The organism is Streptomyces sp. NPDC054794, from assembly GCF_053611585.1.
The window spans coordinates 208,664-222,194 of record NZ_JBSHAQ010000006.1; the positions used below are offsets into that span (position 1 = coordinate 208,664).

The following is a 13,531-nucleotide window of genomic DNA, read 5'->3' on the forward strand; positions in this document are numbered from 1 at the left end:
CGAAGCCGCCGCGCAGGCCGCGCGGACCGGGCCTACATTGGACCTACGTCACCGTCGACCGCCCGGGAGCCCGCCATGTCGGTCACCCATACCCTTGAGACCGATGTCCTGCGGCGGCAGGACCCCGAGCTGGCCGGAATCCTGCTGGGTGAGCTCGACCGGCAGTCGACGACGCTGCAGCTGATCGCCGCCGAGAACTTCACGTCCCCGGCCGTGCTGGCCGCGCTGGGCTCGCCGCTGGCCAACAAGTACGCCGAGGGCTATCCCGGCGCCCGTCACCACGGCGGCTGCGAGATCGTCGACGTCGCCGAGCGCCTCGCGGTCGAACGGGCCAAGGCGCTGTTCGGCGCCGCCCACGCCAACGTCCAGTCGCACTCGGGGTCCTCCGCGGTGCTGGCCGCGTACGCCACCCTGCTGCGGCCGGGCGACACCGTCCTCGCCCTCGGGCTGCCGTACGGCGGACACCTCACGCACGGCTCCCCGGCGAACTTCTCCGGCCGCTGGTTCGACTTCGTCGGCTACGGCGTCGACGCGGAGACCGGCCTCATCGATCACGACCAGGTGCGCACCCTGGCCCGTACCCGCAGGCCCAAGGCCATCGTGTGCGGCTCCATCGCCTACCCGCGCCACATCGACTACGCCTTCTTCCGGGAGGTCGCCGACGAGGTCGGTGCCTTCCTCATCGCCGACGCCGCGCATCCCATCGGTTTGGTCGCCGGGGGAGCGGCGCCCAACCCGGTCCCGTACGCCGACATCGTGTGCGCCACCACCCACAAGGTGCTGCGCGGCCCGCGCGGCGGGATGATCCTGTGCGGCGCGGAGCTGGCCGAGCGCGTCGACCGGGCCGTGTTTCCTTTCACACAGGGCGGCGCCCAGATGCACACCATCGCCGCGAAGGCCGTCGCGTTCGGCGAGGCGGCGACCCCGGCCTTCGCCGCGTACGCCCACCAGGTGGTCGCCAACGCCCAGGTGCTGGCGTCCGAGCTGGCCGACGAGGGTTTCCACGTCACCACCGGCGGCACCGACACCCACCTGATCACCGCCGACCCGGGGCCGCTCGGGCTCGACGGCCGCGCCGCTCGCGGCCGGCTGGCCGCCGCCGGGATGGTGCTGGACTGCTGCGCCCTGCCGCACGGGGACGCCCGCGGGCTGCGCCTGGGCACGGCCGCGCTGACCACGCAGGGCATGGGGGAGCCGGAGATGGCACGCATAGCGGTGCTGATGGCGGGGGTGCTGCGCAGTGAGATCGACAGCACAGGGGCGCGTGACGAGGTGCGCGAGCTGGCCGGTAGATTTCCGCCGTATCCCGGCTGAGCGGGGGTAGACGCACGGGAGCACAGCCACGTACACAGCCACACGTGCAACCATCGTCGCTACCCGGAAGTCCCCACTGATATGCGTACGTCGCTAGGGTGTGGGGCTGAGATGGCCAGCGAGACCTGTGGGGAAGCCCGTGCGTGAATACCTGCTGACGCTCTGCATCACGGCCGCGGTGACGTATCTGCTGACAGGGCCGGTACGTAAGTTCGCGATCGTGGCCGGAGCCATGCCGGAGATCCGGGCACGTGACGTGCACCGCGAACCCACTCCGCGCCTCGGCGGTATCGCGATGTTCTTCGGCCTGTGCGCGGGCCTGCTGGTCGCCGACCACCTCACCAACCTCAACCAGGTCTTCGCCAACTCCAACGAGCCGCGCGCGCTGCTCTCCGGGGCGGCGCTGATCTGGCTGATCGGGGTGCTCGACGACAAGTTCGAGATCGACGCGCTGATCAAGCTGGGCGGTCAGATGATCGCCGCGGGCGTGATGGTCATGCAGGGTCTGACGATCCTGTGGCTGCCCATCCCGGGCGTCGGCAACGTGGCGCTCACCCAGTGGCAGGGCACGCTGCTGACGGTGGCGCTCGTCGTGATCACGATCAACGCGGTGAACTTCGTCGACGGCCTCGACGGCCTGGCCGCCGGCATGGTGGGCATCGCGGCGACCGCGTTCTTCCTGTACTCGTACCGGATCTGGTACTCGTACGGCATCGAGTCCGCCGCCCCGGGCACGCTGTTCGCCGCGATCCTGATGGGCATGTGCCTGGGCTTCCTGCCGCACAACATGCACCCGGCCCGGATCTTCATGGGCGACTCCGGCTCGATGCTGATCGGCCTGGTGCTGGCCGCGGGCGCGATCTCGATCACCGGTCAGGTCGACCCGGACGCGCTGGCGCTGTTCACCGGCTCCGAGAAGGCGGCCGTGCACCAGACGGTGCCCGTCTACATCCCGCTGCTGCTGCCGCTCACGATCATCGCGGTGCCCGCCGCCGACCTGGTGCTGGCCATCGTGCGCCGCACCTGGCGCGGCCAGTCGCCGTTCGCCGCCGACCGCGGGCACCTGCACCACCGGCTGCTGGAGATCGGCCACTCGCACAGCCGGGCCGTGCTGATCATGTACTTCTGGTCGGCGCTGATCGGCTTCGGCGCCCTGGCCTACTCCGTGAACTCCGCGTCCATGTGGATCGTCCTCGGCGTGGTGTTCCTCAGCGCGATCGGCCTGGTGCTGCTCCTGCTGCCGCGCTTCACGCCGCGCGCCCCGCGCTGGGCCGAGCACGTCGTGCCGCCGCGCTACCGGCGCCGCGGGCGGGCCGCTCAGTCCCCTGCCGCCGTCTCCGTGGAGGCGACCGACACGGCCGCCGACGCCGCGGACGCCGATGCGTCCGACGCTGTTCAGGAGAGCGTCGAGCCGGTCGAGGAGGAGGAGTCCGCCTCGGTCACCGCCGGTCTGGGCGTCAACGGGGCGACCGCCATCGGCCCCCGTTCGCGTCTCGGTAAGGGCGGCAAGGTAAGAATCTGACTAGAGCATTGCCAAGTCGTGGGGGAGCGAACCCCCCCAATACCAGACAAGGCGGCTCGGTTTTTGCACAGACGGGCACTGTCACTCTCATGTGTGACAGCAAGCACACCTATCAGGTAAAGACCTCATCAAATAGTTTGTGATACGGTTCACGAGAACCCCGGATGGAGCCGAAGGACCGTGATGCGACGGTCCATTGGCATGAGGTCTTCAGCTCTCGGTCCGGGACTACGCTCGTCCATGACGACACCCTGCCCCCTGTGAAAGCGGAGTTGCCGCCATGCCGTCCAATGACGCCCGGATCCTGGCTCAGGCCGCCGTACCCACGGCTGCCGTCGGCGCGATCGCTGCCGTCGTCAGCGGAGTGGTCGCGGGCGGCAAGGGGGCGATCGGGGCAGCCGTCGCGACGGCGGTGGTGATGCTCTTCATGGGCATCGGGCTCTACGTGCTGCAGCGCACCGCCAAATCTTTTCCGCAGCTGTTCCAGATGATGGGCCTGATGCTCTACGCGGCTCAGCTGCTGCTGCTGTTCATCTTCGTCGCAGCCTTCAAGAACACGACGCTGTTCAACCCCCGGGCCTTCGCCATCGTGCTCGTGGTCGCCACCCTGACGTGGATCGCCGCGCAGACCAGGGCCCACATGAAGGCCAAGATCCTCTACGTCGAGCCCGACAAGTCCGAGAAGACAGGGCACTCGTCGTGAGAGGTAGGGCCGGGATAAAGGCGCACGAGAGATCCTGCTATCGTCCGGTGCCAACTGCGGCATCGCTGGCGCGGGCATCCCAGCTGACGCCTGCTCAATCGCGAGGCGAGATGCCCTACAGCCGCCCCCACATCCGTAACACCAGTCCCGTGCCGAACCGCGGCCGTACGCCGCGCCGACACAACGAGGTTGCCGTACCTATGCGCCACGATGAAGGAGCCCGCGGTGAGTGCTGACCCGACGCAGACGCTCGCTTTCGACACGAGCTGTCACCTGTTCGACGGGTGTGGCTTCCCGGCTCCGGGCCTGCACTCGTTCCTGTTCGAGCCGCTCTTCGGCGACGCGAACAGCAACGTGTACTTCAACAAGACGATGCTGCTGGCGCTGCTCGGGTCGATCATCATCGTGGGCTTCTTCTGGGCCGCCTTCGCCAAGCCGAAGGTCGTCCCGGGCAAGCTCCAGATGGTGGCCGAGGCCGGCTACGACTTCGTACGCCGCGGTGTCGTCTACGAGACCATCGGCAAGAAGGAAGGCGAGAAGTACGTCCCGTTCGTCGTCTCGCTGTTCTTCTTCGTCTGGATCATGAACCTCTGGTCGATCATTCCGGTCGCCCAGTTCCCGGTCACCGCGATCATCTCGTACCCCGCCGTCCTGGCCGGCCTGGTCTACATCACCTGGGTCTCCCTGACCTTCAAGCGGCACGGTTTCGTCGGCGCGTTCAAGAACTTCACCGGCTACGACAAGTCGCTCGGCGCGGTCCTCCCGCTGTCGATGACGATCGAGCTCTTCTCGAACCTGCTCGTGCGGCCCTTCACCCACGCCGTGCGACTCTTCGCGAACATGTTCGCCGGCCACACGCTGCTGCTGCTCTTCACGATCGCCACCTGGTACATGCTGAACGGCATCGGCATCGCCTACTCCGCCGTCTCGTTCGTGATGGTCATCGTGATGACCGCCTTCGAGCTCTTCATCCAGGCTGTTCAGGCGTACGTCTTCGTACTGCTGACCTGCAGCTTCATCCAGGGCGCGCTCGCCGAGTCGCACTGAGCGCCAACCCGACCACCTCACCCAGACATCCGGTGGCCAACCCCCACCGGTCATTGAAAGAGAAGGAAGAACCGGCATGTCCGCTCTCCAGACCCTTGCCGCCGGCGTCGAGATCAAGGGCAACCTCGGCTCGATCGGTTACGGCCTCGCCGCGATCGGCCCGGGCGTCGGCGTCGGCATCATCTTCGGTAACGGCACGCAGGCCCTCGCCCGCCAGCCCGAGGCTGCCGGCCTGATCCGCGCCAACCAGATCCTCGGCTTCGCCTTCTGTGAGGCGCTCGCCCTGATCGGTCTGGTCATGCCGTTCGTCTACCCGAGCAGCTGATCCGACTCTCGCGCATCATTAGACGAAAGGCACTGATATGAGCCCCCTGGTTCTGATGGCGGCTGAGGAGGCCGAGAACCCCCTCATCCCGCCGATCCCAGAGCTCGTCATCGGCCTGATCGCCTTCGTCATCGTCTTCGGCTTCCTCGCCAAGAAGCTCCTTCCGAACATCAACAAGGTTCTGGAGCAGCGCCGCGAGGCCATCGAGGGCGGTATCGAGAAGGCCGAGGCCGCGCAGACCGAGGCCCAGAGCGTCCTTGAGCAGTACAAGGCACAGCTCGCCGAGGCTCGGCACGAGGCAGCGCGCCTGCGCCAGGAGGCTCAGGAGCAGGGCGCCACGCTCATCGCCGAGATGCGGGCCGAGGGCCAGCGTCAGCGCGAGGAGATCGTCGCCGCTGGTCACACCCAGATCGAGGCCGACCGCAAGGCCGCTTCCGCGGCGCTGCGTCAGGACGTCGGCAAGCTCGCCACCGAACTGGCCGGCAAGCTCGTCGGCGAGTCCCTCGAGGACCACGCCCGCCAGAGCCGTGTGATCGACCGCTTCCTCGACGAGCTTGAGGAGAAGGCCGAGGCCGCGCGATGAACGGAGCGAGCCGCGAGGCACTGGCAGCCGCACGCGAGCGTCTCGACGCGCTGACGGACGCCACGTCCGTGGACGCGGCGCAGCTCGCCGGCGAGCTGGCGGCCGTCACCGCGCTGCTCGACCGCGAGGTGTCGCTGCGTCGGGTCCTGACCGACCCGGCGCAGTCCGGCGAGGCCAAGGCCGAGCTGGTCCAGCGCCTGCTCGGCGGGCAGGTCAGCGGCCAGACCGCCGACCTGGTGGCCGGCATGGTCCGTTCCCGCTGGTCGCAGCCCCGTGACCTGGTGGACGCGCTGGAGGAGCTGGCGAACATCGCCGACCTCACCGCCGCGCAGTCGGCGGACCGGCTCGACGACGTCGAGGACGAGCTGTTCCGGTTCGGCCGGATCATCTCCTCGAACACCGAGCTGCGCGCCGCGCTGACCGACCGCTCCGCCGCCGCTTCGGCGAAGGTCGAGCTGCTGCACCGCCTCCTCGGCGGCCGGGCGCAGGCCACCACCGAGCGTCTGGTGACGCGCCTTGTGACCGCGCCGCGGGGACGTAGCCTGGAGTCGGGACTGGAGTCCCTCTCCAAGCTCGCCGCCGAGCGTCGGGACCGCATGGTCGCGGTCGTCACGTCGGCGGTCCCGCTGAGCGACCCGCAGAAGCAGCGCCTCGGCGCCGCCCTCGCGAAGCTCTACGGCCGCGCGATGCACCTCAACCTCGACGTCGACCCCGAGGTCGTCGGCGGGATCCGGGTGCAGGTCGGTGACGAGGTCATCAACGGCTCCCTCGCGGACCGGCTGGAGGACGCGGCCCGCCGTATGGCGAGCTAGCTCCGGCAACACGGAATTCAAGAACAGCAGTACGTATGAATACGGCCCTGGTTGGGCCGTGCAGAGGATTCACCTCTTTCAGGGGGGAGTCCCCATCCCCCCCAAGTGAAACTTCGGGCCCAACAAGGAGAGCAGGGAACCCAGATGGCGGAGCTCACGATCCGGCCGGAGGAGATCCGGGACGCGCTGGAGAACTTTGTCCAGTCGTACAAGCCGGACGCGGCCTCGCGCGAGGAGGTCGGTACGGTCACCCTTGCCGGCGACGGCATCGCGAAGGTCGAGGGCCTGCCCTCGGCCATGGCCAACGAACTGCTGAAGTTCGAGGACGGCACCCTCGGCCTCGCGCTCAACCTGGAAGAGCGCGAGATCGGCGCCATCGTCCTCGGTGAGTTCAGCGGCATCGAGGAGGGTCAGCCGGTGCAGCGCACCGGTGAGGTCCTCTCCGTCGCGGTCGGCGAGGGCTACCTCGGCCGCGTCGTCGACCCGCTCGGCAACCCGATCGACGGCCTCGGCGAGATCGAGACCAGCGGTCGTCGTGCCCTCGAACTGCAGGCCCCCACGGTCATGCAGCGCAAGTCGGTGCACGAGCCGATGGAGACCGGCTACAAGGCCGTCGACGCGATGACCCCGGTCGGCCGTGGTCAGCGTCAGCTGATCATCGGTGACCGCCAGACCGGCAAGACCGCCCTGGCCGTCGACACGATCATCAACCAGCGTGACAACTGGCGCACGGGCGACCCGAACAAGCAGGTCCGCTGCATCTACGTCGCCATCGGTCAGAAGGGCTCCACCATCGCGTCGGTCCGCCGCGCGCTGGAGGAGAACGGTGCGCTGGAGTACACGACCATCGTCGCCGCCCCGGCGTCCGACCCGGCCGGCTTCAAGTACCTGGCGCCCTACACCGGCTCGGCCATCGGCCAGCACTGGATGTACGAGGGCAAGCACGTCCTGATCATCTTCGACGACCTGTCGAAGCAGGCCGACGCCTACCGCGCCGTGTCCCTGCTGCTGCGCCGCCCGCCGGGCCGCGAGGCCTACCCCGGTGACGTCTTCTACCTGCACTCCCGTCTGCTGGAGCGCTGCGCGAAGCTCTCCGACGACATGGGCGCCGGCTCGATGACCGGTCTGCCGATCGTCGAGACCAAGGCCAACGACGTCTCGGCGTTCATCCCGACCAACGTCATCTCCATCACCGACGGCCAGTGCTTCCTGGAGTCGGACCTGTTCAACGCCGGTCAGCGCCCCGCGCTGAACGTCGGTATCTCCGTCTCCCGAGTCGGTGGTTCCGCGCAGCACAAGGCGATGAAGCAGGTCTCCGGCCGTCTCCGCGTCGACCTGGCCCAGTTCCGTGAGCTGGAGGCGTTCGCCGCCTTCGGTTCCGACCTGGACGCCGCCTCGAAGGCGCAGCTGGAGCGCGGTCAGCGCATGGTCGAGCTGCTGAAGCAGGCTCAGTACCAGCCGATGTCCACCGAGGACCAGGTCGTCTCCGTCTGGGCCGGCACCACCGGCAAGATGGACGACGTTCCGGTCACCGACATCCGCCGCTTCGAGAAGGAGCTCCTGGAGTACCTGCACCGCAAGGAGCAGGGCCTCATGACCTCCATCAAGGAGGGCGGCAAGATGTCCGACGACACGCTGACGGCCGTGGCCGACGCCATCGTGGACTTCAAGAAGCAGTTCGAGACCTCCGACGGCAAGCTGCTCGGCGAGGACGCTCCGGCTGTCTCCGTGTCCAAGTGACGTAAGGAAGGGACCTGACTCATGGGAGCCCAGCTCCGGGTCTACAAGCGTCGCATCCGATCCGTCACCGCGACCAAGAAGATCACCAAGGCGATGGAGATGATCGCCGCCTCGCGTGTCGTCAAGGCGCAGCGCAAGGTGGCGGCCTCCACGCCGTACGCGACCGAGCTCACCCGCGCGGTCACGGCGGTCGGTACCGGGTCGAACACCAAGCACCCGCTCACCACGGAGACGGAGAACCCGACCCGTGCCGCGGTCCTGCTCCTCACGAGCGACCGCGGTCTGGCCGGTGCCTTCAACTCCAACGCCATCAAGGCGGCGGAGCAGCTGACCGAGCGCCTGGAGCGCGAGGGCAAGCAGGTCGACACGTACATCGTCGGCCGCCGCGGTGTGGCCCACTACAACTTCCGTGAGCGCAAGATCGCGGAGTCGTGGACCGGCTTCACCGACGAGCCGACGTACGCGGACGCCAAGACGGTCGCCGCGCCCCTGATCGAGGCCATCGAGAAGGACGCGGCCGACGGTGGCGTGGACGAACTCCACATCGTCTTCACCGAGTTCGTCTCGATGATGACGCAGACTGCGCTCGACGCCCGTCTGCTGCCGCTGCGCCTCGAAGAGGTCGCGGAAGAGAAGCCCCAGGGCGAGCTCCTTCCGCTGTACGACTTCGAGCCCTCGGCGGAGGACGTCCTCGACGCCCTGCTGCCGCGCTACGTGGAGAGCCGTATCTACAACGCGCTGCTCCAGTCGGCGGCTTCGAAGCACGCCGCCACGCGGCGCGCGATGAAGTCGGCCACCGACAACGCGGGCGAGCTGATCAACACGCTCTCCCGTCTTGCCAACGCGGCCCGCCAGGCCGAAATCACCCAGGAAATCAGCGAGATCGTCGGTGGCGCCAGCGCCCTGGCCGACGCGACCGCGGGGAGTGACCGATAAATGACCACCACTGTTGAGACCGCGACGGCCACGGGCCGCGTCGCCCGGGTCATCGGCCCGGTCGTCGACGTGGAGTTCCCCGTCGACGCGATGCCGGAGATCTACAACGCCCTTCACGTCGAGGTGGCCGACCCGGCCAACGCCGGCGAGAAGAAGACGCTGACCCTGGAGGTCGCCCAGCACCTGGGTGACGGCCTGGTCCGCACCATCTCCATGCAGCCCACCGACGGTCTGGTCCGCCAGGCCCCGGTGACGGACACCGGCTCCGCCATCTCCGTCCCGGTCGGCGACTTCACCAAGGGCAAGGTGTTCAACACCCTCGGTGAGGTGCTGAACGTCGACGAGACCTACGACGGCGAGCGCTGGCCGATCCACCGCAAGGCCCCGAACTTCGACGAGCTCGAGTCGAAGACCGAGATGTTCGAGACCGGCGTCAAGGTCATCGACCTGCTGACCCCGTACGTCAAGGGCGGCAAGATCGGTCTGTTCGGCGGCGCCGGCGTCGGCAAGACGGTGCTCATCCAGGAGATGATCTACCGCGTCGCCAACAACCACGACGGTGTCTCCGTGTTCGCCGGTGTCGGTGAGCGCACCCGTGAGGGCAACGACCTCATCGAGGAAATGAGCGACTCGGGCGTCATCGACAAGACCGCTCTGGTCTTCGGTCAGATGGACGAGCCCCCGGGCACCCGTCTGCGCGTCGCGCTGGCCGGCCTCACCATGGCCGAGTACTTCCGTGACGTCCAGAAGCAGGACGTGCTGTTCTTCATCGACAACATCTTCCGCTTCACGCAGGCCGGTTCCGAGGTCTCCACGCTGCTCGGCCGCATGCCCTCCGCGGTGGGTTACCAGCCGAACCTGGCCGACGAGATGGGTCTCCTCCAGGAGCGCATCACCTCGACCCGTGGTCACTCGATCACCTCGATGCAGGCGATCTACGTCCCCGCGGACGACCTGACCGACCCGGCCCCGGCCACCACCTTCGCCCACCTCGACGCGACGACGGTTCTGTCCCGTCCGATCTCCGAGAAGGGCATCTACCCGGCCGTGGACCCGCTGGACTCCACGTCCCGGATCCTGGACCCGCGGTACATCGCGCAGGACCACTACAACGCGGCCATGCGCGTGAAGACGATCCTGCAGAAGTACAAGGACCTCCAGGACATCATCGCGATCCTCGGTATCGACGAGCTCGGCGAGGAGGACAAGCTCGTCGTCCACCGTGCCCGTCGTGTGGAGCGCTTCCTGTCCCAGAACACCCACGTCGCCAAGCAGTTCACCGGCGTGGACGGCTCGGACGTGCCGCTCGACGAGTCGATCGCCGCGTTCAACGCGATCTGCGACGGTGAGTACGACCACTTCCCCGAGCAGGCGTTCTTCATGTGCGGTGGCATCGAGGACCTCAAGGCCAACGCCAAGGAGCTGGGCGTCTCCTGAGCCCCGAGCTCGTATGAGAGGGGCGTGGACGCATCCCCGCGGGGTGTGTCCAGCCCCTCTCTCCACGCCCATTAGAATTGACCCCAACACCCGGCACTACCGCCGGGTGGTGACCCGAGGAGCCACCCTTGGCTGCTGAGCTGCACGTCGAGCTGGTCGCCGCGGACCGCCAGGTCTGGTCCGGCGAGGCCACCCTGGTCGTCGCGCGCACCACGTCCGGCGACATCGGCGTCATGCCCGGTCACCAGCCGCTGCTCGGTGTGCTGGAGTCGGGCCCGGTGACCATCCGTATGAGTGATGGTGGAACGGTCGTCGCGGCGGTGCACGGCGGATTCATCTCGTTCGCGGACAACAAGTTGTCGCTGCTGGCCGAGATCGCCGAGCTGTCGGACGAGATCGATGTCCAGCGCGCGGAGCGGGCGCTCGAACGCGCGAAGGAGGAGGCCGACGCCTCCGCCGAGCGTCGCGCGGACGTCCGACTGCGTGCCGCGACGTCGCGCTGACCGAGGGCGCCTCCCCAGGCCTTTAGGCTCTGGGGGGAGCGCTGTGTGTGATGACGACACTCAGCCGCGGCTGGGACCGGAGCAATCCGGTACCAGCCGCGGCTGAGGCAGATGTGGGTGTTTTTTCCGTTCCGTTACCTAGGAGACGAGGAGGTCGGTGCCGATGGTCCTCGCTCTGACTGTGTGCGGAGCCGTGGTCGCGCTCGTGGTGGTGGGACTCTTCCTGTTCGGCCTGCGGCGCAGACTCATCCAGCGGTCCGGCGGAACCTTCGACTGCAGCCTGCGCTGGGACGTACCGGAGAAACCCGACGCCAACGGCAAGGGCTGGAGCTACGGCGTCGCCCGCTACAACGGCGACCGGATCGAGTGGTACCGCGTCTTCTCGTACGCCCCCCGGCCGCGCCGCGTCCTGGAACGCGCGCAGATCGAGGTGGCCGGCCGCCGCCTCCCCGAGGGCGAGGAGGAACTGGCGCTACTCTCCGACGCCGTCATCCTGGCCTGTATCCACCGGGGCACGCGCCTCGAACTCGCCATGAGCGAAGACGCGCTGACCGGATTTCTCGCGTGGCTGGAAGCAGCCCCGCCCGGACAGCGAGTGAATGTGGCGTAGCCACATTCACTCGCTGGGTGGGGGTCCCCCCGGACGAAGTCCGGGGGAGTGTCAATGTCGCTCAGTGAGCCGTAACTCCGTTACGAGAGACCGGAGTTGATGGCGCTCACCAGCTCTCCGTTGCTGGTGTCACCGCTGAACTCCCAGAAGAAGGCGCCGCCCAGACCCTGGGACTTGGCCCACGCCATCTTGCTGTTGATGGTGGCGGGAGTGTCGTACGACCACCAGTTGCTGCCGCAGTGCGCGTACGCCGTGCCCGCGATGGTGCCGGTGGCCGGGCAGGACGTCTTGAGCACCTTGTAGTCCTCGATGCCCTGCTCGTAGGTGCCGGCCGCCGGGCCCGTGGCCGTGCCGCCCGGGGCGTCCTGGGTGACGCCGGTCCAGCCGCGGCCGTAGAAGCCGATGCCTATCAGGAGCTTGCTCGCGGGCACGCCTTTCGCCTTGTACTTGGCCATCGCGTCGGCCGTGGTGAAGCCGGCGGTCGGGATGCCGTTGTACGAGGTGAGCGGGGAGTGCGGGGCCGTCGGGCCCTGCGCCGCCCAGGCGCCGAAGAAGTCGTACGTCATCACGTTGTACCAGTCGACGTACTGGGCCGCGCCCGCGTAGTCGGCCGCGTCGATCTTGCCGCCGGAGGAGCCGTCGGCGGTGACCGCGGCGGTGACCAGGTTGTTCGAGCCGAACTTGGCGCGCAGCGCGGACATCAGGTTCTTGTAGGCCGCCGCGCCGCTGGTGTCACAGGACAGACCGCAGGCGTTCGGGTACTCCCAGTCGATGTCGATGCCGTCGAAGACATCGGCCCAGCGCGGGTCCTTGACCAGGTTGTAGCAGGACTGCGCGAAGGCGGTCGGGTTGGCCGCCGCCTGGGCGAAGCCGCCGGACCAGGTCCAGCCGCCGAAGGACCACAGCACCTTGAGGTTCGGGTACTTGGCCTTCAGCTCGCGCAGCTGGTTGAAGTTGCCGCGCAGCGGCTGGTCCCAGGTGTCGGCGACGCCGCTGACCGACTGGTCGGCGGTGAAGGCCTTGTCGTAGTCGGCGTAGGAGTCGCCGATCGCGCACTGGCCGTTGGTGACGTTGCCGAAGGCGTAGTTGATGTGGGTGATCTTGGCGGCCGAGCCGGATGTCACCAGGTTCTTGACGTTGTAGTTGCGGCCGTAGATGCCCCACTCGGTGAAGTAGCCGAGCTTGACCTTGTTGCCGGTGGGCGGGGGATTGGTGCCGCCGCCGGTGGTGTGGACCGCGACCGCGCCGCTGACCGGACCGGTCTGATCGGCGGTGTCACGGGCCTGGACGGTGTAGGAGTAGTCGGTGCCGGCACTCAGGCCGGTGTCCGAGTACGAGGTCGTCGTGACGGTGGCGATCTTCGAGCCGTCGCGCAGCACGTCGTAGTTCTTGATGCCCTTGTCGTCGGTCGCCGCCGACCAGGACAGCTTCACCGAGGTGTCGGTGATGTTCGACGCGGTCGGTGTGCCCGGCGCGGAGGGTGCCGCGTCGCCGGGAACGGTGGTGCCGTCACAGCTGTCGCCGTTGAGCTTGCAGTTGGAGGGCGAGCCGGAGCCGGCGCCGTTGAAGCCGAAGGAGACGGAGGCACCGGGTGCGATGGAGCCGTTGTAGGACTTGTTCTTGGCGGTCCAGTGGGTGCCGGAGGAGGTGACGTCCGCGTCCCAGGCGGAGGTGACGGACGTACCGGAGGGGAAGTCCCACTGGATCGTCCACGAGCTGATGGCCGTGGTGCCGGTGTTCTTGACGGTCCACTTGCCCTCGAAGCCGGTGCCCCAGTCCTGGGTCTTGGCGTAGGTGGCCGTCGCGGTCGTCGCGGCCTGGGCGGGACTCGCGAGGCCGACCAGTCCGGCCAGGGGGAGCAACAGGGTCGCGAACCCTGCCGCGGCTCTGTGTCTGAAGCGCATGCTGCGCCTCCCTCTTTGTCGGGGGTGTCAGGGGCATGACTGAGCCTTCACGCCCACAGTGCCGCGAGAATAGAAAGGTCTGGACCACGGGTCAA

General features: G+C 68.0%; 13 protein-coding genes. 12 read left to right on the forward strand and 1 reads right to left on the reverse strand.

Annotated features, from left to right (window positions below; translation table 11 throughout):
* Positions 1-75: 75 nt before the first annotated feature.
* The 12 genes from ACWGKT_RS08640 to ACWGKT_RS08695 all read left to right on the forward strand — a co-directional run bounded on the left by ACWGKT_RS08640 (position 76) and on the right by ACWGKT_RS08695 (position 11,532).
* Positions 76-1,314, forward strand: coding sequence for a serine hydroxymethyltransferase (locus ACWGKT_RS08640; protein ID WP_356142015.1), 1,239 nt, complete (start codon positions 76-78; stop codon positions 1,312-1,314).
* A gap of 139 nt (positions 1,315-1,453) precedes the next feature.
* Complete coding sequence (locus ACWGKT_RS08645) at positions 1,454-2,836, forward strand: MraY family glycosyltransferase (RefSeq protein ID WP_453273009.1); 1,383 nt, start codon at positions 1,454-1,456, stop codon at positions 2,834-2,836.
* A gap of 280 nt (positions 2,837-3,116) precedes the next feature.
* A complete protein-coding gene (locus ACWGKT_RS08650; RefSeq protein ID WP_356142012.1) occupies positions 3,117-3,539 on the forward strand; it encodes a hypothetical protein in 423 nt (140 codons plus the stop codon).
* 210 nt (positions 3,540-3,749) lie between these two features.
* On the forward strand, positions 3,750-4,586 hold the full coding sequence (gene atpB / locus ACWGKT_RS08655) for a F0F1 ATP synthase subunit A (RefSeq protein ID WP_356142011.1): 837 nt from the start codon (positions 3,750-3,752) through the stop codon (positions 4,584-4,586).
* A gap of 76 nt (positions 4,587-4,662) precedes the next feature.
* Positions 4,663-4,911: an ATP synthase subunit c family protein gene (locus tag ACWGKT_RS08660; RefSeq protein WP_030610088.1), complete on the forward strand. Its 249-nt coding sequence runs from the start codon at positions 4,663-4,665 to the stop codon at positions 4,909-4,911.
* A gap of 37 nt (positions 4,912-4,948) precedes the next feature.
* Positions 4,949-5,494: a F0F1 ATP synthase subunit B gene (locus ACWGKT_RS08665; protein WP_356142009.1), complete on the forward strand. Its 546-nt coding sequence runs from the start codon at positions 4,949-4,951 to the stop codon at positions 5,492-5,494.
* On the forward strand, positions 5,491-6,306 hold the full coding sequence (locus ACWGKT_RS08670; protein WP_453273010.1) for a F0F1 ATP synthase subunit delta: 816 nt from the start codon (positions 5,491-5,493) through the stop codon (positions 6,304-6,306). Before ACWGKT_RS08665 ends, ACWGKT_RS08670 begins: the two co-directional genes overlap by 4 nt.
* A gap of 144 nt (positions 6,307-6,450) precedes the next feature.
* A complete protein-coding gene (gene atpA / locus ACWGKT_RS08675; RefSeq protein ID WP_453273011.1) occupies positions 6,451-8,046 on the forward strand; it encodes a F0F1 ATP synthase subunit alpha in 1,596 nt (531 codons plus the stop codon).
* A gap of 21 nt (positions 8,047-8,067) precedes the next feature.
* Positions 8,068-8,982 (forward strand): F0F1 ATP synthase subunit gamma, encoded by a 915-nt coding sequence (locus tag ACWGKT_RS08680; RefSeq protein WP_453273012.1) that lies wholly within the window; start codon positions 8,068-8,070, stop codon positions 8,980-8,982.
* A complete protein-coding gene (gene atpD / locus ACWGKT_RS08685; RefSeq protein WP_453273013.1) occupies positions 8,983-10,419 on the forward strand; it encodes a F0F1 ATP synthase subunit beta in 1,437 nt (478 codons plus the stop codon).
* 128 nt (positions 10,420-10,547) lie between these two features.
* A complete protein-coding gene (locus ACWGKT_RS08690) occupies positions 10,548-10,922 on the forward strand; it encodes a F0F1 ATP synthase subunit epsilon (RefSeq protein WP_453273014.1) in 375 nt (124 codons plus the stop codon).
* A gap of 163 nt (positions 10,923-11,085) precedes the next feature.
* On the forward strand, positions 11,086-11,532 hold the full coding sequence (locus ACWGKT_RS08695; protein WP_453273015.1) for a DUF2550 domain-containing protein: 447 nt from the start codon (positions 11,086-11,088) through the stop codon (positions 11,530-11,532).
* 80 nt (positions 11,533-11,612) lie between these two features.
* On the opposite strand, the gene ACWGKT_RS08700 is transcribed toward ACWGKT_RS08695, so the two are convergent.
* Positions 11,613-13,436, reverse strand: coding sequence for a glycoside hydrolase family 18 chitinase (locus tag ACWGKT_RS08700; protein ID WP_356142000.1), 1,824 nt, complete (start codon positions 13,434-13,436; stop codon positions 11,613-11,615).
* Between the last annotated feature and the right edge of the window lie 95 nt (positions 13,437-13,531).

What these genes read in the sequence shown, in the direction of transcription:
- ACWGKT_RS08640 (WP_356142015.1), top strand. Translation starts at nt 76, where the DNA reads ATGTCGGTCACCCATACCCTTGAGACCGATGTCCTGCGGCGGCAGGAC.
- ACWGKT_RS08650 (WP_356142012.1), top strand. Translation starts at nt 3,117, where the DNA reads ATGCCGTCCAATGACGCCCGGATCCTGGCTCAGGCCGCCGTACCCACG.
- atpB (WP_356142011.1), top strand. Translation starts at nt 3,750, where the DNA reads ATGAAGGAGCCCGCGGTGAGTGCTGACCCGACGCAGACGCTCGCTTTC.
- ACWGKT_RS08660 (WP_030610088.1), top strand. Translation starts at nt 4,663, where the DNA reads ATGTCCGCTCTCCAGACCCTTGCCGCCGGCGTCGAGATCAAGGGCAAC.
- ACWGKT_RS08665 (WP_356142009.1), top strand. Translation starts at nt 4,949, where the DNA reads ATGAGCCCCCTGGTTCTGATGGCGGCTGAGGAGGCCGAGAACCCCCTC.
- ACWGKT_RS08670 (WP_453273010.1), top strand. Translation starts at nt 5,491, where the DNA reads ATGAACGGAGCGAGCCGCGAGGCACTGGCAGCCGCACGCGAGCGTCTC.
- atpA (WP_453273011.1), top strand. Translation starts at nt 6,451, where the DNA reads ATGGCGGAGCTCACGATCCGGCCGGAGGAGATCCGGGACGCGCTGGAG.
- ACWGKT_RS08680 (WP_453273012.1), top strand. Translation starts at nt 8,068, where the DNA reads ATGGGAGCCCAGCTCCGGGTCTACAAGCGTCGCATCCGATCCGTCACC.
- atpD (WP_453273013.1), top strand. Translation starts at nt 8,983, where the DNA reads ATGACCACCACTGTTGAGACCGCGACGGCCACGGGCCGCGTCGCCCGG.
- ACWGKT_RS08695 (WP_453273015.1), top strand. Translation starts at nt 11,086, where the DNA reads ATGGTCCTCGCTCTGACTGTGTGCGGAGCCGTGGTCGCGCTCGTGGTG.
- ACWGKT_RS08700 (WP_356142000.1), bottom strand. Translation starts at nt 13,436, where the DNA reads ATGCGCTTCAGACACAGAGCCGCGGCAGGGTTCGCGACCCTGTTGCTC.